The sequence below is a fragment of the Streptomyces sp. NBC_00258 genome (assembly GCF_036182465.1).
GTDB lineage: Bacteria > Actinomycetota > Actinomycetes > Streptomycetales > Streptomycetaceae > Streptomyces.
The window spans coordinates 10,820,865-10,841,011 of the sequence record NZ_CP108081.1 but is presented as its reverse complement, the minus strand read 5'-3'; the positions used below and the strand labels follow the sequence as shown (position 1 = coordinate 10,841,011).

At 70.3% G+C, this 20,147-nt stretch carries 19 protein-coding genes; 8 read left to right on the top strand and 11 right to left on the bottom strand.

Annotation, left to right across the window (positions count from 1 at the left end; translation table 11 throughout):
• The first annotated feature begins 51 nt into the window (after window positions 1-51).
• Window positions 52-420: a VOC family protein gene (locus OG718_RS48155; protein WP_143634040.1), complete on the top strand. Its 369-nt coding sequence runs from the start codon at window positions 52-54 to the stop codon at window positions 418-420.
• Between the two features lie 366 nt (window positions 421-786).
• On the opposite strand, the gene OG718_RS48150 is transcribed toward OG718_RS48155, so the two are convergent.
• Together OG718_RS48150 and OG718_RS48145 are read right to left on the bottom strand one after the other, a co-directional pair.
• Entirely contained in the window at window positions 787-1,956 is a 1,170-nt protein-coding gene (locus OG718_RS48150; RefSeq protein ID WP_328847165.1) for a DNA gyrase subunit B, read from the bottom strand.
• Between the two features lie 528 nt (window positions 1,957-2,484).
• The gene (locus OG718_RS48145; protein ID WP_143634036.1) at window positions 2,485-3,096 is read right to left on the bottom strand and encodes a dihydrofolate reductase family protein; all 612 of its coding nucleotides are present in this window, start codon (window positions 3,094-3,096) and stop codon (window positions 2,485-2,487) included.
• 140 nt (window positions 3,097-3,236) lie between these two features.
• On the opposite strand from OG718_RS48145, the gene OG718_RS48140 reads away from it, so the two are divergent.
• On the top strand, window positions 3,237-3,863 hold the full coding sequence (locus OG718_RS48140; protein ID WP_143634034.1) for an alpha-ketoglutarate-dependent dioxygenase AlkB: 627 nt from the start codon (window positions 3,237-3,239) through the stop codon (window positions 3,861-3,863).
• 40 nt (window positions 3,864-3,903) lie between these two features.
• Here OG718_RS48140 and OG718_RS48135 read toward each other — a convergent pair whose 3' ends face one another.
• Together OG718_RS48135 and OG718_RS48130 are read right to left on the bottom strand one after the other, a co-directional pair.
• Entirely contained in the window at window positions 3,904-4,299 is a 396-nt protein-coding gene (locus OG718_RS48135) for a DUF6114 domain-containing protein (protein ID WP_143634033.1), read from the bottom strand.
• Window positions 4,299-4,991: a DUF6230 family protein gene (locus tag OG718_RS48130; protein WP_328847164.1), complete on the bottom strand. Its 693-nt coding sequence runs from the start codon at window positions 4,989-4,991 to the stop codon at window positions 4,299-4,301. The genes OG718_RS48135 and OG718_RS48130 overlap by 1 nt, the downstream gene beginning before the upstream one ends.
• 686 nt (window positions 4,992-5,677) lie before the next feature.
• Here OG718_RS48130 and OG718_RS48125 point away from each other — a divergent pair.
• A complete protein-coding gene (locus OG718_RS48125) occupies window positions 5,678-6,343 on the top strand; it encodes a Tat pathway signal sequence domain protein (RefSeq protein WP_143634029.1) in 666 nt (221 codons plus the stop codon).
• 73 nt (window positions 6,344-6,416) lie between these two features.
• Here the strand turns inward: OG718_RS48125 and chvE are convergent, their stop codons facing one another.
• Together chvE and OG718_RS48115 are read right to left on the bottom strand one after the other, a co-directional pair.
• Entirely contained in the window at window positions 6,417-7,514 is a 1,098-nt protein-coding gene (chvE, locus tag OG718_RS48120) for a multiple monosaccharide ABC transporter substrate-binding protein (protein ID WP_373466306.1), read from the bottom strand.
• A 553-nt stretch (window positions 7,515-8,067) separates the two neighbouring features.
• The gene (locus OG718_RS48115) at window positions 8,068-8,889 is read right to left on the bottom strand and encodes an aminoglycoside adenylyltransferase family protein (protein ID WP_398936131.1); all 822 of its coding nucleotides are present in this window, start codon (window positions 8,887-8,889) and stop codon (window positions 8,068-8,070) included.
• A 337-nt stretch (window positions 8,890-9,226) separates the two neighbouring features.
• On the opposite strand from OG718_RS48115, the gene melC1 reads away from it, so the two are divergent.
• Window positions 9,227-9,598 (top strand): apotyrosinase chaperone MelC1, encoded by a 372-nt coding sequence (melC1, locus tag OG718_RS48110; RefSeq protein WP_143634025.1) that lies wholly within the window; start codon window positions 9,227-9,229, stop codon window positions 9,596-9,598.
• A 27-nt stretch (window positions 9,599-9,625) separates the two neighbouring features.
• Window positions 9,626-10,450, top strand: a complete 825-nt coding sequence (gene melC2 / locus OG718_RS48105; protein ID WP_143634022.1) for a tyrosinase MelC2 — start codon at window positions 9,626-9,628, stop codon at window positions 10,448-10,450.
• A gap of 68 nt (window positions 10,451-10,518) precedes the next feature.
• Here the strand turns inward: melC2 and OG718_RS48100 are convergent, their stop codons facing one another.
• Together OG718_RS48100 and OG718_RS48095 are read right to left on the bottom strand one after the other, a co-directional pair.
• Window positions 10,519-13,731: an amidohydrolase family protein gene (locus OG718_RS48100; protein ID WP_328847163.1), complete on the bottom strand. Its 3,213-nt coding sequence runs from the start codon at window positions 13,729-13,731 to the stop codon at window positions 10,519-10,521.
• Window positions 13,732-13,810: 79 nt separating this feature from the next.
• Window positions 13,811-15,013 carry an FAD-dependent monooxygenase gene (locus OG718_RS48095; RefSeq protein ID WP_306943872.1) on the bottom strand — a complete coding sequence of 401 codons (1,203 nt, stop codon included), beginning with the start codon at window positions 15,011-15,013 and terminating at the stop codon, window positions 13,811-13,813.
• Between the two features lie 166 nt (window positions 15,014-15,179).
• On the opposite strand from OG718_RS48095, the gene OG718_RS48090 reads away from it, so the two are divergent.
• Together OG718_RS48090 and OG718_RS48085 are read left to right on the top strand one after the other, a co-directional pair.
• Complete coding sequence (locus tag OG718_RS48090; protein WP_143634018.1) at window positions 15,180-15,455, top strand: YkvA family protein; 276 nt, start codon at window positions 15,180-15,182, stop codon at window positions 15,453-15,455.
• Between the two features lie 62 nt (window positions 15,456-15,517).
• On the top strand, window positions 15,518-16,264 hold the full coding sequence (locus tag OG718_RS48085; protein ID WP_143634016.1) for an MBL fold metallo-hydrolase: 747 nt from the start codon (window positions 15,518-15,520) through the stop codon (window positions 16,262-16,264).
• A 5-nt stretch (window positions 16,265-16,269) separates the two neighbouring features.
• Here OG718_RS48085 and OG718_RS48080 read toward each other — a convergent pair whose 3' ends face one another.
• Window positions 16,270-16,647 carry a MerR family transcriptional regulator gene (locus tag OG718_RS48080; protein ID WP_306941821.1) on the bottom strand — a complete coding sequence of 126 codons (378 nt, stop codon included), beginning with the start codon at window positions 16,645-16,647 and terminating at the stop codon, window positions 16,270-16,272.
• A 64-nt stretch (window positions 16,648-16,711) separates the two neighbouring features.
• On the opposite strand from OG718_RS48080, the gene OG718_RS48075 reads away from it, so the two are divergent.
• Window positions 16,712-17,926, top strand: coding sequence for an MFS transporter (locus OG718_RS48075; RefSeq protein WP_328847162.1), 1,215 nt, complete (start codon window positions 16,712-16,714; stop codon window positions 17,924-17,926).
• 134 nt (window positions 17,927-18,060) lie between these two features.
• Here OG718_RS48075 and OG718_RS48070 read toward each other — a convergent pair whose 3' ends face one another.
• On the bottom strand, window positions 18,061-19,044 hold the full coding sequence (locus OG718_RS48070) for an aldo/keto reductase (RefSeq protein ID WP_143634010.1): 984 nt from the start codon (window positions 19,042-19,044) through the stop codon (window positions 18,061-18,063).
• 61 nt (window positions 19,045-19,105) lie between these two features.
• Window positions 19,106-20,041, bottom strand: a complete 936-nt coding sequence (locus tag OG718_RS48065; RefSeq protein WP_143634008.1) for an SDR family oxidoreductase — start codon at window positions 20,039-20,041, stop codon at window positions 19,106-19,108.
• Window positions 20,042-20,147 lie beyond the last annotated feature (106 nt).

The following is a 20,147-nucleotide window of genomic DNA, read 5'->3' as shown; positions in this document are numbered from 1 at the left end:
GACGCCAGAAAAGGAGCCCTCTCACCGGCGGCCATCTGCTTCACTCGGCGCATGCTGAAGATCGGATCCGTGGTGTTGGGTGTATCGGATGTGCGGCGTGCGACCGCGTTCTGGATGGAGGCTCTCGGGTACGTTCCGCGCGACGAGCCGGAGGACGACTGGGTGGTGCTGGTGCCCGCGCAAGGGACCGGCCCCCAACTGGCGCTCGGCCTGAGTGAGACGCCGGTGCAGGAGCATCCGCGTGTTCATCTGGACCTCTACGCCCGGGACACGGCGGATCAGGCCGCCGAGGTCGACCGGCTCGTGTCCCTCGGCGCCCTGCGGGTCGACTGGGACCTTTACCCCGAGGACCCGGACTTCGTGGTGCTGGCCGACCCCGACGGGAACATCTTCTGCGTCATCGACACCAGCCGGGAGTGACATCCGCGGCCGCTCCGACCGCGGGGCGAGGGCGTGCCTGAGGCGTGAGCGGCTGACGGGACATCGGCGCACGCCCGCCGGAGCACTCAGAGCGGATGGGTGCTCTTCTCGCACTGGCCTCGGCAGCCTGCCACGGGATTGTCGACTTCGCCGGTGGTCTGCTGTCCCGCCGGATGCACTTCGCCGTGGTCACCCTTCTCGGGCAGATCGGCGGGCTGCTGCCGGCGCTCATGGCGGCCTCGGTGGTGCCGCTGATGCCGTGCGGTCCGCCGCTTCAGCTGGTCGTGACCGCACTTTCCCGGCGGCCACGACCAATCGCCCCGGCAACGCCTTCATGCGGCTTTCCGATGGGCCGTCCGCTGCTGTTCAGTCCTGGTGGATGCCTCGCGCGATTCGGTCGACGAACTCCCCGGCCCGCTCCGGCTCCTCCTCGAACCAGTTTCCGAGGTGTTCCCGGACGGCCTCCGCCACACAGTCCCGCACGTCGGTGTTGCCCAGCAGCCCGCGCGTGGCGCCGAGGAATTCAGGACGGTCGAGCTTCACCGACACGACTGCCGTGAGGCCCCTGCAGATCCGGTCGGCGCGGGGATCAGGGTCCGCTGCCGGCAACCCCCGTTCCCGTGCGTACGCGGTGACCGCGGCCGCCACTCCGTCGCGGAAGCCGTCCACGTGCGTGCCGCCCTCGTGAGTGGCCAGGCTGTTTGCGAAGCTGCGCATCCGTTCCTCGCGGGAGCCGGTCCACAGCAGGGCCACCTCCATCGTCCCCGCCATCCGTGGGTCCTCACGCTCGAAGCCGATGACGTCCGCGCCGAGGCCAGCCCCCGTCTCCGCGTCGAGGGCGGCCACGAAGTCCCGTACTCCCTCCGGGAACCGGAACGACACCGCCCGGGCCCCGCCCGCCGGGCGTTCGTCGGTCAGCGAGATCCCCAGGCCCCGGTTGAGGAAGGCCACCTGACGGAAACGCTCCGCCAGCACGGCGAACGAGCACCGCGTCGTCTCGAAGATCTCGGTGTCGGGCCAGAAGGCGATGGTCGTCCCGTTTCCGGTCGCCGGCCCCACCGCGGCGGGCGGGACGACCGCGACACCGCGCGCGTACTCCTGGACCCGGCGGACCCCCTCGCGCCGCACCTCGGCCGTCAGCCGGCTCGACAGGGCGTTGGCTGCGAAGAGCCCCGCACGGAACTGGCCCAAGTCCGTGATGTGCCGGCCACTGAGCTCTGGCCCGGCGTGGAAGCTGGTCAGCAGCGCTTCGAGGTCCGGGCCGTCGGCGTCCCCGGCGGCTTCGAAGAGACCCTCCGGCCCGTCGTCGGCGACCCGCACGCCGCCGTCGGACGTGAGCGTGACATCGACGAAGCCGCTACCGCTGCCGCCGGCCAGGACCTGGTTCACCGCCCGGCCGACGACTTCGAACACCATTTGATGCAGACCGCGTTCGCCGGTCGAGCCGACCCACATCCCGGGCCGCTTCCGAACGGCTTCCGGCCCCTCCAGCACCTCGATCCGGGCTGCGTCGTACCCCGTACCCTCCGCACTCACAAAGACCCCTCCCATCGTGTCCGGCAGACCACCCCAGCCTAGGCGTAATCCATGAAAACACCAGGTCAGAGCAGTTGCACCGAGGCCGCGGACGGGCCGGTGAAGGCGTGCCCGGAAGCGGTTGACCCGGGGTCCGCGCACCATGCCCGAAACGCGCCCGAAGGCCCGCCGAAGCCGCGCACGACCCCTTTCCGTGCGCCCCTGAGGCCCTCAATTCCGGTACCTGGGAAGGCAACTTGGAGCCCTGCAAGCCGGGGTGGAATGCGCCTCGTCCGCGTTCCAGACCCAGGGGAAGCCGCCCATCCGCACTGGGCCGTCCACCGTCATCCCGCCCAGGTCTTCCACCACACGGAGCCCAGCTCGCTGCCGTGCGGGAACTCCTCGAGTATGCCGGCGTCGGCCGGTCCGCCTCCCGCGATGAAGTACACCGGACGGGCTGCTCAACTACACAGTGTCCGACTGCCAGTTGGGCACTCCGAGTGCGTCAGTTGGCCGGAGGGCTGCCAGGAGCCGCCTGCCCGCGCCGGGTCACTTCACGAAGCGGTACTTGAGGTGGTTGGCCAGGGGCGTGCCGATCACGCTGACGGGCTCAAGGCGTCGCCCGGCGCCCGGTCCCTCGAAGAGCCTCAGTCCCTCTCCGAGGAGCGCGGGCACCACGTGCAGCTGCAGCTCGTCGATGAGGCCCTCCCTGAGGTACTGCTGCACCGTGCTCGCCCCGCCCGAGATGTCGACGTTCCTGTCCCCCGCGGCGGCCTTCGCCTGGTCGAGCGCGCTGTGGATGCCGTCGGTGACGAACGTGAAGGTGGTGCCGCCCTCCTTGACGAGGGTCGGCCTGGGGCGGTTGGTGAGCACGAAGACCGGGGTCCGGAACGGTGGGTTGTCGCCCCAGAACTCCTCGCCGGTGTCGTACATCATCCGGCCCATGACCACCGCTCCGGTGGCGTCGAACCACTCGCGCATCAGCTCGGAGTCGCGGTTCTCCTCCCCGCCGGTCATGCCCTGGCGCTCTCGCCAGCTCGCCAGGTTGTGGATCCACTCGAAGAGCGGTTCGGCGCCGTCGCCTCCGGGGTTGTCGATGGTGACGTCGGTGCCGGCGATGTAGCCGTCGAGGGAGATGGCCATGTCCGCGGTTACGGTCACGATGGGTGCTCCTGAGTCGTGGAAGTGCTGTCTTCACCCTTACGTCGATCAGGACCCGGCGCATTCGACAGGCTTCCGCGCTTTTCATGGCCACGAACCTGGATAGCACACACATTCGAATCTATGGGTAACCTGGAAGCATGTCCACGCACCTCCAGGGTTCACTGTTCGACCAGACCGACGAGGTCCGCCTCGGCCCGCTCGACGGGCTGCGCCGGACCGTGCTCGGCGACGGGGCGTGGATCGATCTGCTGCCGGGCTGGCTGCGCGGGGCGGACGCGCTGTTCGCGCGACTGGCCGACGAGGTGCCCTGGCGGGCCGAGCGTCGGCAGATGTACGAGCACATGGTGGACGTACCGCGGCTGCTCGCGTTCTACCGCGCCGACGACGCACTGCCGGACCCCGTCCTGGACGAGGCCCGGGACGCCCTGTCCGCGCACTACGCCGACGAGCTGGGGGAACCGTTCACCACCGCCGGGCTCTGCTTCTACCGGGACGGCCGGGACAGCGTGGCCTGGCACGGGGACCGGATCGGCCGGGGCGCTCGCGAGGACACGATGGTCGCCATCCTCTCCGTGGGCGCTCCGCGCGACCTGCTGCTACGGCCCAGGCGGGGCGGCACTCCGGTGCGGCGCCCTCTCGGGCACGGCGACCTGATCGTGATGGGCGGCTCCTGCCAGCGCACCTGGGAACACGCGATCCCCAAGAGCGCTCGGGCGGCGGGTCCCCGGATCAGCGTCCAGTTCCGCCCGCACGGTGTGCAGTGACCCTCCGTAGGGGCGCCGCCTGCCACGGCGCCCCTACGCACTACGGATGAGGCACCGGCTCCTGCCGGCGACGCCGCCACGAGCGGGCGCGCCTCGGTTCCTGGTCGGGCAGCCAGCCGAAGGCCAGGCAGCTCCCGACGATGCCGAGGACGAGCCCGATGAAGAAGCCGCCCAGGTTCGAGGTGACCCAGGTCCCCAGGGAGAGCAGAGCGCCCAGGATCGAGTAGAAGAGACGCTGGGCGGGGTTGAAGAGGATCAGCAGGCCGAGAATCAGCATCAGGGTCGGCAGGAGGTAGCCGGCCAGGCCCTGCATGCCGATGTGCATGACGACCTTCAGTGATGCCTTCTCCGTGACCAGGATCTCCGCCCCGCCCAGGGCGAGCAACAGCCCGCCCCAGAAGGGACGGGCCGCACGCCAGCGCCGGAAGGCGACCATCAGCAGCCCTTGTCGCTGAAGCTCAGCTTCAGACCGGGAAGCTTGAACACCGCGGCCGTGGTGGCGTAGTTGGTCTGCCGCAGGTTGCCGATGTGGACGGTGTCGGCCTGCTGGCTGAAGACGCCCTTCGGGCCCCGAGTGTGGGACTTGTCGAGCGTGCTGGCGTCGTTGCCGATCTCGATGTTGTCGAAGGCCGCGTCACCCGACAGTTCGGTGGAGTCCGTGGTGAGGTTGACCGCGGACACCGGTGTCTTCCCCTCGCCGGCCCTGATGAGCAGGTTCGTGCCGCCGAGGTCGACGCTCTGGCAGAGCTTGGTGAGAGTCGCCTTCTTGATCGCGGAGACGACCACCAGGACCTGGCCGCCGGTGTCGCCCTCGTTCGGACTGCCCGGGGCCATCTGGTCGAGACCGCCGAACTGTGCGAAGCCCTCGCCGTCGAGGTTGGTCGCGGTGACGGTGAACGGCATACCGGAGATGGCGAACTGCACACCCAGGGCCCCCTGGGCGGTCAGGATCATCAGGCCGGCCGCGACCGCGGTGGCAGGCACCGCCATCACCGCGGCGCGGCGCAGACGGACCCGCCCGCGTCTCTCGGAGCCTTCGGGGTTCTCCGAGATGGAACCGCTTTCCGACACTTCGGAGGGCTCGGGGGTGGAACCGGCTGACGAGGTGGCGTCCGAGGACGAGGCCATTTTCTGCTCCCAGGGGCATGTATCAGTGCGGGTAGGGCTTCAGTGGCACGTTGTCCTGGCGCGGACAGCGCCTACGGCGTACGCCTCCTCGCACATCCCGGTGGGCGCAAGGGCTTTCTCGTTACGCAGCAGTAACCGCGACGGAAGTTACCCCCGGTAAGTGACGAGGGTCAAGCACCTTGTGGAAAAAGGAAGTCGGAGATGTGACGGAGCCGTGGAGGGCTGTCCCTCACCGCCCGACCCAACGTCAACTGCCCTACTGCGCGCGGACATTGAATCTTAGTCAACTTCCTTGCCGGACCTTGACGTTGAACATCACTCAGGTCTACAACTCTCCCTGGTTAGCACGGATCCGTGGCGCCGGATCCGTCCTGCGGCGCACGTCGACTCCCGGGCTCCATCCCGTCACACGGTCGGCAGGCCGGTCACGTGGTCGACAGACCCGACACACGGCCGGCCGACCGCACGTGCGGTCCGCATCCACTCCTCCATGGCACCGGCACGGTCGCTTTCCCCCCTCCTGGGCCGCGCCCGGTCGCCCTACCGCCGGTCCCGCGCCGGAGGCCGTCCGTCGACGCCTCCGGCCAATCTCCCGGCAGCCACCGCCGGTCCGTCGCGTACGGAGAAGGCGCGACGGGCCGGTGGCGGCCCAGCTCCCCACCCCACTCTCGGAATGAGGCACCCGCATGCGTACTCGGACTTCCCTCGCACTGGCCGCCGCCGTCACGGCGCTCGCCCTCTCGGCGGCCGGACCGGCCTCCGCGGCCGACGGTTCGGTCCTGACCACCGGCGGCGCGGGCGGCACGGCCGTCGCGGCCGGAGCCGTGCTCAACTCCTCGCTGGCCGCCGGCACCAGCGCCACGCTCTACTCCAGCAGCACCGGCACGAGTGGCCTCTCCTGCACGTCGTCGAAGTTCGTCGCCACGGTCGTCGACAACCCGACGGCGCCCGGTACGGCCACCGAGTCGGTCACCGAGCACACCTTCGACAGCAGCAGTTGCACCAGCAATGTCGTCGGCGTGCTCGGCGTCACCAGCATCAAGGTCGACAACCTGCCCTACACCTCGGCCGTGGGCTCCGACGGCTCGGTCACCATCACACCGGCCGACGGCTCATCCATCCAGACAACCGTCGTGCTGCGGACACTCCTTGGCAGCATCACCTGTGTCTACCGGGCGCCCAGCCTGTCCGGCACGGCCGACAACGCCGACAACAGCATCTCGTTCAGCAAGCAGCAGTTCACGAAGTTCTCCGGCTCGTCGCTGTGCTTCAGCAACGGCTATTTCACCGCCAAGTACGCCCCGGTCACCGACACGACGCAGGCCGACAGCCCGGTGGTCTTCGTCAACTGACGCGGACCGGCAGCCTTCACACGAACGCCTGTGGGGCGGGGAGATCTCTCCCCGCCCCACAGGCGTTCACGGTTCACTTCAGGTCGCTCTTCTTCATGTAGCCCGAGTCGATGAGCACCTGCTCGTAGTTGCCCTTGTCGACGCTCACCGGCTCCAGGAGGTACGCGGGCACGACCTTCTTCCCGTTGTCGTACGTCCTGGTGTCGTTGACCGCCGGCTTCTTGTCGTGGACGACGGAGTTGACCATGTACGAGGTGACCAGTGCCAGCTCGCGGGTGTCCTTGTAGACGGTCTGGGTCTGCTCGCCCTCCACGATCGACTTGATGGAGGGCGCCTCGGCGTCCTGGCCGGTGACGATGGGCAGCGGCTTGCCCGCGCCTCCGTACCCGTGCTCCTTCAGCGCGTTGAGGATGCCGATGGACATTCCGTCGTACGGCGACAGGACCGCGTCGATGGTCTGGCCGTTGTACTTCGAGTCGAGAATCTTGTTCATGCGCTTCTCCGCCGTGGGGCCGTCCCAGCGGAGGGTGGTCACCTGATCGAGTTCGGTCTCCCCGGATCTGACGATCAGGTCGCCGTTCTGGATGTATGGCTCCAGCACTTCCATCGAGGCGTCGTAGAAGTAGCGCGTGTTGTTGTCGTCGGGCGAGCCCGCGAAGAGTTCGATGGTGAACGGGCCCTTGCCGCTGCCGTTCACGAGACCCAGCGACTCCACAATGAAGTCGGCCTGCTGCGAGCCGACCTTCACGTTGTCGAAGGAGGCGTAGTAGTTGACGGCGTCGCTGCCGAGGATCAGCCGGTCGTAGGAGATCACCGGGATGTTGGCGTCCTTCGCCTTGCCCAGAACCTTGGTGAAGGCGCGCCCGTCGACCGAGGCGATGACCAGGGCGTCCACGCCGTCGTCGATCATGGCTTCCACCTGCGCGACCTGGTTCTTCGGGTCGTTGTCGGCGTACTTCAAGGTGGTGTTGTATCCGAACCCCTTGAGCTCGTCGACCATGTTCCGACCGTCGTCGATCCACCGCTGCGACGTCTTCGTGGGCATGGCGATGCCCACGGATGCGGTCCCGTCACCGCTGCCGGCGTCGGAACCCTCACCGCATGAGGCGAGAGAGAGGGTCAGGACCGTGGATATGGCCGCAGCTACGGTGGTGCGGGCGCGCATGCTCATTGTTCCTCACTGGGTGACAGGCAGTCGGTGGGACTCGGCGGCCGCATGTGCGCCGGGCGGCCGCCGGCCGTCGTCCACGCCCGGCCGGAACGGCAGATCGTGAGGGAGACGTCCGTAGCGCACGGTTCCAGGGCGGAGGCCGTTGTGCGTCGTATCGGTGCCGAGGTCGCGCCGAGGCTGCCTTGACAAGGGGGTTCGGGGCGCCGCACCGGAAGGGCTCGTACTACGCGTACGTACCGGTGGCGGACGCCGAGGCTGGCCGGTGCCCGGGCGCGTGGAGCCTTCCGGGATCGGCTGGTCTCACCGGGTCGCGGTGAGGGGTGGAGCGTCAGACCGGACGGTATGTCTCTCGCGTTTGGGCTCCGTTGAACCCGCACACGACCAGGCCGGGGATGACCGGCCCCCACGGGCGCGGACTCGAACGTGGGTGCGCGGGGAGCGTATCCCGGCGTACGCCCCCTGTGGCGCTGTTTCATCACATTAGTTGCGACGGCGCACGATCGGTCTGGCCAGGGCGATCGCCACTTGTGGCGTTATGTGGACGATCCGGTTCCTAGCGCCGGTCCTGCACGGCTAGTTGCTCGATCGCGCGGACAACAAGATCGACGTGCGCACGGACCTCCAGCATCTCACCGTCCCACGACTCGCTCCCGGGTTCCACGGAATCGGCGGGGTCCGCGAGGCTGCCCCGGCCCTCGAGATAGAGGGTCCGCGCACGAGCCAGTACGGACCGGCGCCGGTCCGGGAGGCGGTCGAGCGCCCAGGAGGCCGCCGCGTCCTTGGAGGTGACGGTGCCGGTCGCGAGGGTCGTCCAGACGCGGGCGAGGGTCAGCAGGACGTTGCGGGTGTCCGACGCGAGGTCGGTCAGCAGTTCCGGCACCCCGGCGACGATCGCGCGCCGGAGGTCCTCGTGCGGCACGGCGTCCAGGAGCCGCGCGGGCGACGGCCCGAAGAGCGGGGTGTCCCCGAGGAGTGCCATCGTGATCAGCGGCGCCAGATCCGGCATGACCGCCGGGGCGGGCACCTCTCCCCGCTCGAACTCCTCGCGCAGCCACTCGCCGTAGAGGAACTCGCAGCGCGGCGGATACCGCCAGGGCCGGACGTCCCCCTGGGCGACGACGACCAGTTCGACCGGCCGGGCCGACGCTCCGCTCCGAGCACCGCGGCCGGAGATCCCGAGCAGCCCATGGAGCAGGCGCCGTCGGTCGCGTTCCGTCGTGCGTCGTCGCGCGACGACGAGCACGTCCAGGTCGCTGTCGGGCCGCAGGCCGCCGAGAACGGCCGAGCCGTGCAGACAGACGCCTGCGACCTCCGGACCGAGCACGTCGTGCACCACGTGGAGGACCTGGTCGAGCTGGGGCAGGTGGTCGGTCACGGCACGGATCGTAGGCGGACCGACGGGGGCATTCACGTCAGTTTCCGGGCGTGATCGACACCACGGGATGTACGGGAAACCGCAAGATCATCGCCACGGGCCGCCCTGCGACGCGAAGTTCCCTGGCACGGGCCTCCGCGAGCCCGCACCGCAGCAAGATCACCCTTGTTCAACCTTGCATGACATGTAGTCAATTGTCCGGATCACAGCCAACCCGGTCGCCGCGGTTTCCTCGCTCCCCCAAGGGTCCGATAGGCATACGAATCGTCAATTGGTCCAATTCCGGCGGCATATGCGACAGCCCATACCGCCGGACCGAGTACAAGGACGTCTCCGCATGCCCGATCCCACTCGCCGCCGCGCTCTGCGGAGCGCGGCCGGACTGGCCGTCACCGTCGGCACGTTCACCGCACTCTCCCCTTCGCCGGCCTCCGCCGCGGACCACCACGGCGGGCCCGCCCCCGCACCGTTCGACTTCGACGAGGTCTACCGGGGCCGTCGAATACAGGGCCGGCCGACCGGCGGCGGCCATCATCACGGCGCCGGTTACGCGGTGTTCGTGGACGGCGTCGAGCTGCACGTGATGCGCAACGCCGACGGGACCTGGATCAGCGTCGTGAGCCACTACGACCCGGTAGCGAGCCCTCGCGCGGCGGCCCGTGCCGCCGTGGAAGAGCTCCGGGGCGCTCCCCTCGTCCCGTTCAACTGACCTACACAGCAACGGAGTTCACCCGCAATGACCGTACGCAAGAACCAGTCGGTCCTGACCGCCGACGAGAAGCGCAGGCTGGTCGCCGCGCTGATCGAGCTGAAGCGCACCGGCCGGTACGACACCTTCGTCACGACCCACAACGCGTTCATCCTCGGGGACACGGACAACGGCGAACGAGTCGGTCACCGTTCGCCCTCCTTCCTGCCCTGGCACCGCAGATTCCTCCTGGAGTTCGAGCGGGCGCTGCAGTCGGTGGACGCCTCGGTGGCGCTGCCGTACTGGGACTGGAGCGCCGACCGCACGACCCGGGCCTCCCTGTGGGGGCCGGACTTCCTCGGCGGCACGGGCCGCTCCGTCGACGGACGGGTGACGGACGGTCCGTTCGCCGCGTCCACCGGCAACTGGCCCATATCCGTACGCGTCGACACGCGCACATACCTGCGCCGCTCGCTCGGCGGCAGCGGCCGGCAACTGCCCACCCCCGCCGACGTCGAGTCCGTACTCGCCATGTCCACCTACGACATGGCGCCGTGGAACAGCGCGTCCGACGGCTTCCGCAACCACCTGGAGGGGTGGCGGGGCGTCAACCTCCACAACCGTGTCCATGTGTGGGTGGGCGGGCAGATGGCCACCGGCGTCTCCCCGAACGACCCGGTCTTCTGGCTGCACCACGCGTACGTGGACAAGCTGTGGGCCGAGTGGCAGCGCAGACACCCGGACTCCGGCTATCTGCCCCTCGCGGGCACACCGGACGTCGTCGACCGCGGCGAGACGATGAAGCCGTGGAACGACTCCACGCCCGCCGATCTGCTGGACCACACGAGGCACTACACCTTCGACACGGCCTGACCGCCGCAGCGTGACGACAGCGCGGGCCCGCCCTCGGCCTCAAGGCACGGGCGGGCCCGCCGTGCCACTCAGAGGCCCGGGTCGCAGCACCCGTCCCGTCGCATGAGGCGTCCCACGTCCAGCCAGTCGTCCTCGCCCGCCGCGCGTCGGGCCGCGCGTTCGGGGACCGGCTCGTACGCGGCGACGAGGTCGTCGGTCGTGTACGGCACCCCGCCCCGGAGTACGGAGACGGTTCGTACGAGCGTGTCGAAGTCCTCGAACGGGTCGCCGTCCACGACGGTCAGGTCGGCGAGTTTGCCGGGCTCGACCGTGCCGAGGTCGTCGTCGACGCCGAAGAGCCGGGCGGGCAGCACGGTCACGGTGCGCAGGGCCGCTGCCGGGGACAGGCCGCCCCGGTGCAGCGCGCGCAGGCCGATGTGGAGGGAGAGGCCCACGGCGACGAGCGGCTGGTCGGTGCCGAGGGCGACGATGCCTCCGGCGGCCAGGATCCGCCGGTAGACGTCCGTCTCCGTGCGCAGCGTGGCGAGTTGGGCCGGGGTCGGCGGCACTCCCGCTCCCTGCCGGACCAGAGCGGCGTCCCAGGGTGGCATCACGGCGGTGACCCGGGGGTCGTCTGCGAGCCCGGGGTCCGCGCCGAGGAGCGGCGCGGAGGTGAACGGCGTGGCGATCAGGCCGAAGTTGACGCCTCGCGCCGTGTAGATCTCCAGCAGGTCCTGGTAGGCGCGCCCGGACGCGGTGATGGCGTGTCCGGACTCGTAGCGCTGGGTGGCCTGCAGATGGGTCGTCAGGTCCTGGCCCAACTGCACGCCGGGCGAGAGCAGATGGCTGCCCGAGCGCACGCCGAGCCGCTCGTGTCCGAACCGGGCCGCCTCCTCCATGACCCAGCTCGGCGCCCGTACATAGGTCTTGACGAAGTCCCAGTCGAGCGCCGCGCCCCGTTCCAGTGAGCGCCGCAGCCCGTCCCTGGTCCGGTGGGCGCGTCCCATGCTGTACGCGACCCGGGAGCCGTCGAGCAGTTCGCCGGTGGTCAGCAGCCGGGGTCCGGCAAGCTGACCTGCCGTCACCGCCTCGCGGATCCGGGCCTGTTCATAGGCGAACCCGCCGAGGGACACGGCGGTCGTGATGCCGTACGTGAGCTGGCCGACGGTCTGCCGGCCGCCGTAGGTGACCTGCCACGGGTGGGTGTGCGTGTCCCACAGCCCGGGCACCACGGTCCGCTCGGAGGCGTCGATCAGGCGGAGAGCCGTGCGTCGGCGGTGCGGTTCGACGGCGGTGACCCGTCCGCCGCGTACGACGATGTCGACGTCGTCCCGCACGGACTCGCCGGTGCCGTCCCACAGCTGACCGGCGTGCACCACCGTGTCGGCGGGTGCGGGTCTGCGCTGGTCGAGCGGCACACGGACGGTACGGGCCGGACCGCCGTCGACGCCGATGAGTCGCAGCCGGGTACCGGACAGGTACAGCAGGGTCTTCGAGTCACCCGACCAGGACGGATGGTCGGCCGGTTCGGTCGTGAGGGTACGCAGGGCGCCGCGCGGGGTGCCGTCGGGTGCGACGGGCAGCAGGCACAGCGCGGACTCGACGATCACCGCCATCCAGCGCCCGTCGGGCGACCAGACGGGTCCCGAGTCGTACCGGTCGGAGAGCGAGACATGCGACGCGACCGCGTGCAGTCGGTCCGTACCGGTCGTGGCGTCGACGACGCGGACGAGGTTGTAGCCCTCGCGGAAGCGGAGGTTGAGGCGGTTGCGGTCGCAGAGGGCGAGGTAGCGGCCGTCGGGCGACCAGCTGGGCCGGCCGGGCAGACCGCCCGCGCCGAGCGGCGTCGCCAGCACCCGTTCCGTACCGGCCGCGAGGTCCCGGACGACGAGCCGCCCGCTCATGTCGAGGCAGGCGAGCCGTTTCCCGTCGGGCGAGAGCGCCGGATGCACCCGGCCGCCGGTGGCGAGCGCGGTCTCCTCGCCGGTGGCCAGATCTCGCCGGTACACGCCGAGCAGCCCGTCGCGGTCGTCCGCGTACAGGAGTGAACGTCCGTCGCGCGCCCAGGAGGGGCCCAGCAGGTAGGTGGTGGGCTCCGCACGACGCAGCCGCTTCGGCGGTCGGCCGCCCGAACGCTCCCCGAGCCACAGGGAGTTGAGCGCCGCGAAGGCGATCTGTCGCCCGTCGGGCGAGAGCGCGGGCAGGTGAATCCCCCGCACCGGCCGCGTCCGTCCCGCCTGCCCCAGGTCGTACTCCTTGACCTTGTAACGCGGCCGGTCCACGGGCAGTACGCCCTCGAAGGGGATCGCGTCCGCCTCCGCCGGCTTCTCCGGTCGCACGACGGTGAAACGGCCGTCCACGGTGAGCAGCAGCTCGCCCTCCGGCGTCCAGCGGGGCGGCACCGCTGCGATGTCCCCGGCGACCGCGACGGGTTCGCCGTCGACGACGAGCGTGCACGAGCCGTTGGGTGCCGCGGTGGTCCGCAGATACGCCAGGCGACGTCCGTCGGCCGCGAGGGCGGGGGTCATGATCTGGGCGGTCGCGGTCTCGGTGTGCTCCACGACGACCGGGCCCGCGCCCCCGGCGGGGACGGCGGCGACGGTCCTGGCGTCGAGTCCGAGGCCGTTGGCGGTGGTGACGCCCGTCGCCCGGACGAAGAGAATCCGCTTCCCGTCCGGCGACCAGGTGGGGTCGAAGTCCTCCCAAGCCCCGTCCTGCGACGGACCCTCCTGGCCCGGCAGACCGGTCACAAGGGCGATGTCACCGGTGCGCAGGTCCAGTACATGGATGCGGTACGGGCTGCCGGTGACCTGGTCGCCGCCGCGCTCGGAGGCGAAGGCGATCCTGTTGCCGTCGGGCGACCAGGCGGGGCCGCGGTCGTCCCAGGGCCCGTCGGTGCGCTGTTGTACGTCCGAGCCGTCGGGCCGCATCGTCCAGATGTGGAAGCCGCCGCCCCGGTAGGCGCAGAAGGCGATGAGCTTGCCGTCGGGGGCGTGCACGGGACGGTTCGGTTCGAGGTCGGCGGGGGTGAGCGGTACGGCTTTCCCGCCGGTGCGCGGGAGGGACCACAGCACGTTCTGGACCTCGGCGATCAGCCGGTCCCCGCCGGGCGCGAGGGTCGCCGAGCCGTTGGTGGCCGCCGTGAAGGACAGCGAGAGCTCACCGAGCGGCTGCGCGGCGGCCGGCGCGACACCCATGGCGGTGACGGCACCGGCGGCGCCCGCGGCCGCGAGGAGTTGACGACGGGAGAGGGAGAGAGCGAAGGCAGGGGTGAAGGCGGCGTTGCTCCGGTCACGGTCCATGACCCAGAACGCTCGCGCATCTCCCGGCGCGTGAGCAACACCGCCATTCTCGCCAAAAGGGTGGGATGTTGACGAGGCGTCAGCCTCGCTTGGCGTGCAGGGTCCGCGCGACCTTCGGACCGAGCCAGCGCTTGAGTCTGCGCAGCGTTTCGAGCTGCCCTGCCGCCCGGTCGATCCGGTAGTAGAGCTGCGGGGGTACGTACGGCAGCAGCGGGGAGTGCCGTTGGCCCAGGAGCGCGAACATCTGCGCCGGAGGCAGGCCGATGTAGCGCGGCAGGCTCTCGTACCACTGGGCGCTGTGCCGGGCCGCGCTCTGCACGGAGAGCAGCTCGGACTTGCGTTCCTTCTCGTACGCGACGAGGGCGGGGGTGAGTTCGGGCTCCGCGCGCAGGGAGCCCGCGAGTGCGATGGCGTCCTCCAGGGCGAGGGTGGTGCCCGCGCCGATGGAGTAGTGCGTGGTGTGGGCGGCGTCGCCCAGCAGGACGACGTTGCCGTGGGACCAGGCGCGGTTGGTGAGGGTGCGGAAGTTCAGCCACTGCGCGCTGCCGCCGGTGTTCGCCCGGCCGATCAGCCGGTGCCCGTCCAGAAGTTTGACGAAGAGCTCTTCCAGACGGACGAGGCCCTCCGTCTCGTCGGCCCGGTCGAGGCCGAGGCCCGTCCAGGTTTCCGGGGAGCATTCGACGACACAGGTGCTGTGGTCCGCGCTGAACCCGTAGGCGTAGCACCAGATCCAGCCGTGCGGTGTCTCCACGAAGGCGAACGTGAAAGCGTCGAAGACCTTCGTGGTGCCCAGCCAGATGTACTTGTTCCGGCCGAGCCCGACCTCCGTACCGAAGCGGTCGGCGTGCCGCTCGCGCACCCCGCTGTGGACACCGTCGCAGGCGACGACCAGGTCGGCGTCGGGCAGTCGGTCACCGTCGGCGATCTCGTGCTCGTACTCGACGTGTACGCCCAGGGACCGGGCGCGCTCGGCGAGGAGGTCCAGCAGTTGCCGGCGGCCGATGCCGAATCCCTCGTCGCCGTGGTGCGTCGTCGTACGGTCACCGACGTGCGCGACCCCGTCGCTCCAGCGGACCGAGTTCTCCTCGACGACGCGCGCCGACTCCGGATCCCCCTCGTGCAGTTTGTCGAGGAGACTCCCCCAGTACGTCACCCCCCATCCGTAGGTCGAACCGGCCGGGTTCCGTTCATGGACCGTGATGTCGTGGTCCGGGTCCTGAAGCTTCATCAGGATCGAGAAGTACAGACCGGCGGGCCCACCGCCGACGCAGGCGATCTTCACACGCACACCCCACTGTTCGCTCAAGGTGATCAATCGACAGCACAGAGTAGGGGGTGGCCGAGGGCATGCCGACGTCCCGCGCCGCGTGTCGGACCGGCTCGCCGGTGGTGAACCGGGCGAACCTGGGCATCCGAAGAGGAGCACCGGACGAGTCGGGGAAGGGCTGATGGACACCAACACGTGGATTCTGGTTCTCGCCGTCGCGGCCGTGCTGGCGGTGGCTCTCGGGGCGGCGGTCGTGCTGCTGGTGCGGCTGGTCCGTACCCGGCGGGACCTCCGTCGAGCCGGTCTTCCGACCGGCCCTCGCTGGGTCTTCTGGGGAGCGGTCGCCTATGTCGTGCTGCCGACCGATCTCATGCCCGACCCCGCCTATTTCGACGACATCGGTGTACTGCTCCTGGCGCTGCGGTCGATGCGCGCTTCGGCCGACCCACTGCGCTGAGGTGCCCGCGGATCTGCTTGGCTGAGTCCCGTCAGGCGGGGACCTCTAGGTTCGGGACGATCATGCAGGCAGACATCCAGCAAGTCGCCGATGGCATCCATCTGGTACACGGCAGCAACACCAACTGGGTGATTCTCACGGAGGGGGACGCCGTCACCCTCGTGGACACGGGCTACCCCGGAGACCGCGAGAGCGTCCTCGCCTCCCTGTCGGCCGTGGGCAGTTCGCCCGAGGCCGTCGCGGCCGTACTCGTCACGCACGCCCACAACGACCACATCGGCTCGGCGGAGTACCTCGGCCGTACGTACGGCACGCCTGTCTACGCGCACGAGGCCGAAGTCCCGCACGCGCGCCGGGACTTCCTCCACCAGGTCACCATCGGCAGGGTGCTGCAGAACGCCTGGCGGCCCGGCGTGGTGCCGTGGGCCGTGCACGCGCTGCGCTCCGGCGGCACCGCCCATGTCCCGGTCACCGAGCCACGGCCGTTCCCCGGCGAGGGCGCTCTCGACCTGCCCGGCCGCCCCGTTCCCGTGCACACCCCCGGCCACACGGCCGGCCACTGTGCCTTTCATCTGCCGGACGCGGGGATCGTCATATCGGGCGACGGGCTGGTGAGCGGACACCCCACCTCACGCACGAGCGGCCCGCAGTTACTGCCGACCATGTTCCACCGGGACCTCCCCGGGGCGCTGTCCTCGCTGGACGCCTTCGAGGCGCTCTCGGGTGACGTCCTGCTGCCCGGTCACGGTCCCGTGCACCGCGGTTCCGTGCGCGAGGCGGCCCAGCGGGCCCGGGAACGGGCCGCCTGAACCGATCAGGCCCCTACGGACCGACCGTCGCCGCGTACCACTTCGAGGTACGCGGCGATCGCGTCCCTGTTGCGGGCGAGGCAGTCGATGCGCCGGGTCATGCGGTCGAGTTCGAGCTCCAGCGTGGTCAGCATCTCGGGGGTCGGATCGGGGAAGTGGATGGTGCCGGGCCCGTCGAGGCAGGGCAGGATCTGCTTGATGATCCGGGTCGGCAGTCCGGCGTCCAGCAGTCCTCGGATCTGCTGGACGCGGTCCACGAGGCGTTCGTCGTAGGAGCGGTAGCCGTTCTCGCAGCGCTCGGGCGTGATCAGGCCCTGCTCCTCGTAGTAGCGCAGCAACCGCCGCGGGATGCCGGTGCGCTCCGACAGCTCCCCGATCCGCATCCGACCGACCTCGCACTTCGCCGCTTGACCTTCACATCAATGTGAGGGTTCGAGCATACGCCGCATGAGCACCCACACCACAGATCCGACCGGTTCCTCCGAGCCGGCCGAGGGAGTCGAGACCCGCGGGCTCCCTCTCGCCGCGCTCCTCGCCCTGGCCACGGCCGTCTTCGTCACGAGCCTCACCGAGACACTGCCCGCGGGCGTGCTGCCCGCGATGAGTGCCGACCTCGGCGTCGGTGAGTCCGCGATGGGTCAGTCGGTCACCGTCTACGCGATCGGGACCGCACTCACCGCGATCCCCCTGTCCGCGGCCACCGCGGGATGGCGGCGCAAGCGGCTGCTGCTCACGGCCATGGCGGGGTTCGCCGCCGCCAACACGGTGACCGCCGTCTCCACCGACTACTCCCTCACCATGGTGGCCCGGTTCGTCGCCGGTGTGGCCGCGGGCCTGGCCTGGGCGCTGCTCGCCGGGTACGCCCGCCGACTGGCACCCGTCCATCTGCAGGGCAGGGCGATCGCGATCGTGATGACGGGCATACCGGTCGCGCTGTCGCTCGGCGTGCCCGCGGGGACCTTCCTCGGCGAAGTGCTCGGCTGGCGGGTGACGTTCGCGCTGATGACCGTGCTCGCGGTCGCCCTGCTCGGCTGGATCGCGGCGGGCGTTGCGGACCAGCCGGGTCGGCCGCAACGGGCGGGCCGGGTCCCCATGTTGAGGGTCCTGACAATTCCGGGGGTGACACCGGTCCTGTTCGTCACGCTGGTCTTCGTGCTGGCCCACACGATCCTTTACACGTACATCGCCACGTTCCTGGACCGGCTGGGCATGGGCGGTTCGACGGATCTGGTGCTGCTGGTGTTCGGCGTCTCGTCCCTGGCCGGCATCTGGTTCGTGGGTGCGCGCATCGACCGGCGCCTGCGCGCCCTGACGTTCGCGAGCGCGCTGCTCGTCGCCGTGGCGGCCGCGCTCCTGGCCGTGCCTGCCGACAGCCCCGCACTCGTCTACGCCGCGGTGGCGCTGTGGGGGCTCGGCTGGGGAGGCGCCCCCACCCTGTTGCAGACGGCCGTGACCGACGCGGGCGGCGACTCGGCGGACGCCGCGCAGGCCGCGCTCGTCACCCTGTGGAACGCGGCGATGGCCGGCGGAGGGGTGGCCGGGGGCGTCCTTCTCGACCGCCTCGGCACGGGTTCGCTCCCGCTGAGCGTGCTCTTGCTGCTGATTCCGGTGGTGATCGTGGTGGCCCGGGCCCAGGGGTTCCCCGCAGGGGGCGAACGGTAGTTCTGAGGCTGCGGGCCGTCCGTGGCCGAGGCGCAGTTCCCCGCGCCCCTTTCAGGGCGCGGGGACCCGCAGGCCTTGGCTTTCAGGGGTGCGGGGAACTGCGCGACAAGCCCCCACCGGCCCGCAGCCGACAATCACCAGCGACCTTCCACCTGCTCCTTGATCCGCCGCTCGTACAGGTCGGAGATCGCGGCCAGCGTCTCCGTGGACAGCGGCGACAGCTTGCCGGCTGCCGCGTTCGCGCGGGCCTGCTCGGGCGAGCGGGCACCGGGGATGACCGTGGTCACACCGGGCTGCTGGACGATCCAGGCCAGCGCCAGCTGGGCCGGGGTGACGCCCTCCGGGGCGAGCGCGGAGAACTCGGCGGCCGCCTCGACCCCGGTGGCGTAGTCGACGCCGGAGAAGGTCTCGCCCTGGTCGAAGGCCTCACCGTGGCGGTTGAACGTACGGTGGTCGTTCTCCGCGAAGACCGTGTCCTTCGTGTACTTGCCGGAGAGCAGCCCGGAGGCGAGGGGCACACGGGCGATGATGCCGACGCCGGCCTCCCGCGCGGCGGGCAGGACCCGCTGAAGGGGCTTCATACGGAACGGGTTGAGGATGATCTGGACGCTGGCCACACCCGGCCGGGCGATCGCGGTCAGTGCCTCGTCACAGGTCTCGACGCTCACGCCGTACGCGGCGATCCGCTCCTCCTCGACCAGGGTGTCGAGGGCGTCGAACACCTCGTCCGACGAGTAGACGGGGGTCGGCGGGCAGTGCAGCTGCACCAGGTCGATGCGGTCGACGCCGAGGTTGCGGCGCGAACGGTCGTTCCAGGCACGGAAGTTGTCGAGTACGTAGTTCTCGGGGACCTGGTCGACCCGCCGGCCCATCTTGGTCGCGACCAGCACATGCAGGTCGGGCCTGCTCTGCACGAAGGTGGCGATGGTCTCCTCGCTGCGCCCGTCCCCGTACACGTCGGCCGTGTCGAAGAACGTCACGCCCGACTCGGCGGCGGCCTCCAGGACCGCGAGGGCTTCCTTGTCGTCCACGTCGCCCCAGTCGGCACCGAGTTGCCATGTGCCGAGTCCCACGACCGATGCCTGCTGTCCTGACCTGCCGAATACGCGCTCATCCATGGGGGCAGTCTGGCACCCGGTCCAGGCTTCTTCGGACGCCGCCCCCGTGCTGCGGGTCCGTTCAGGCGACGGCCACGGTGAGGGCGACTCCGGTGAGGCGTTCGGACTCGGTCCACAGGCGTCGGTTCGCCTCCGCGTCGAGGGCGCGACGCGTGATGCGGGCGGCGGCGGTCGGGCCGACCAGTCCGAACCTGCCACCCGGGCCGTAGTAGGCGCCCGCCGCCGCCTCGGGACTCGTGGCGGCGTACAGCAGCGGTTCGGTGCCCTCCTCGACCTGCTGCTTGGGCAGGATGCCGACCGAGGTGAACCGCGCGCGCTTCGGCTTGTCGCTTCCGAGGCTCGCCCCTGCGGTCTGGAGGTTGGTCACGGTGTAGCCGGGGTGCGCGGCCGTGCTCAGCAGGTTCCAGCCGCGCTCGGCGGCGATGGCGGAAAGCTGCCGGGTCATCATCAGGTCGGCGAGCTTGGACTGGGCGTACGACAGCATGGGGCTGTAGCGGCGGCTCTCCCACTGGAGGTCGTCGAAGGCGATACGGCCGAAGTTCGAGACGCCGCTGCTCATGGTCGCCACGCGGGGCGCCGGTGCGGCGAGCAGGGCGGGCAGCAGCCGGACCGTGAGGGCGAACGGGCCGAGGTAGTTGCTGCCCATCTGGAGTTCGAAGCCGTCGGCGGTGGTCATCCGGGCGGGCGGAGCCATCACACCGGCGTTGTTCACGAGTAGGTCGAGCGGGGTGCCGTCGGCCAGGATCCCATCGGCGAACGCCTCGACGGAGGCCAGGTCCGCCAGGTCGACGCGCCGGACCTCCAGCTGTGCGTGCGGGTGCCGGGCCAGGATCTCGGCGCGGGCCTGCTCACCCTTGGCGACGGTCCGCACGGCCAGGACGACACGGGCGCCGGCCTCCGCCAGGCGGCGCGCGGTCTCCTTGCCCGTGCCGCTGTTGGCGCCGGTGACGACGGCGAGTTTCCCGGTCTGGTCAGGGACGACATATGAGGTGGCCACGATGACTCCTTCGGTGTTCGCACGGCACTCCCAGATATAGGAGACCGGTGGTCTGTTGCATTTCAAGCTAGCAGACCGCCGGTCCGATAACAACAGACCGTAGGTC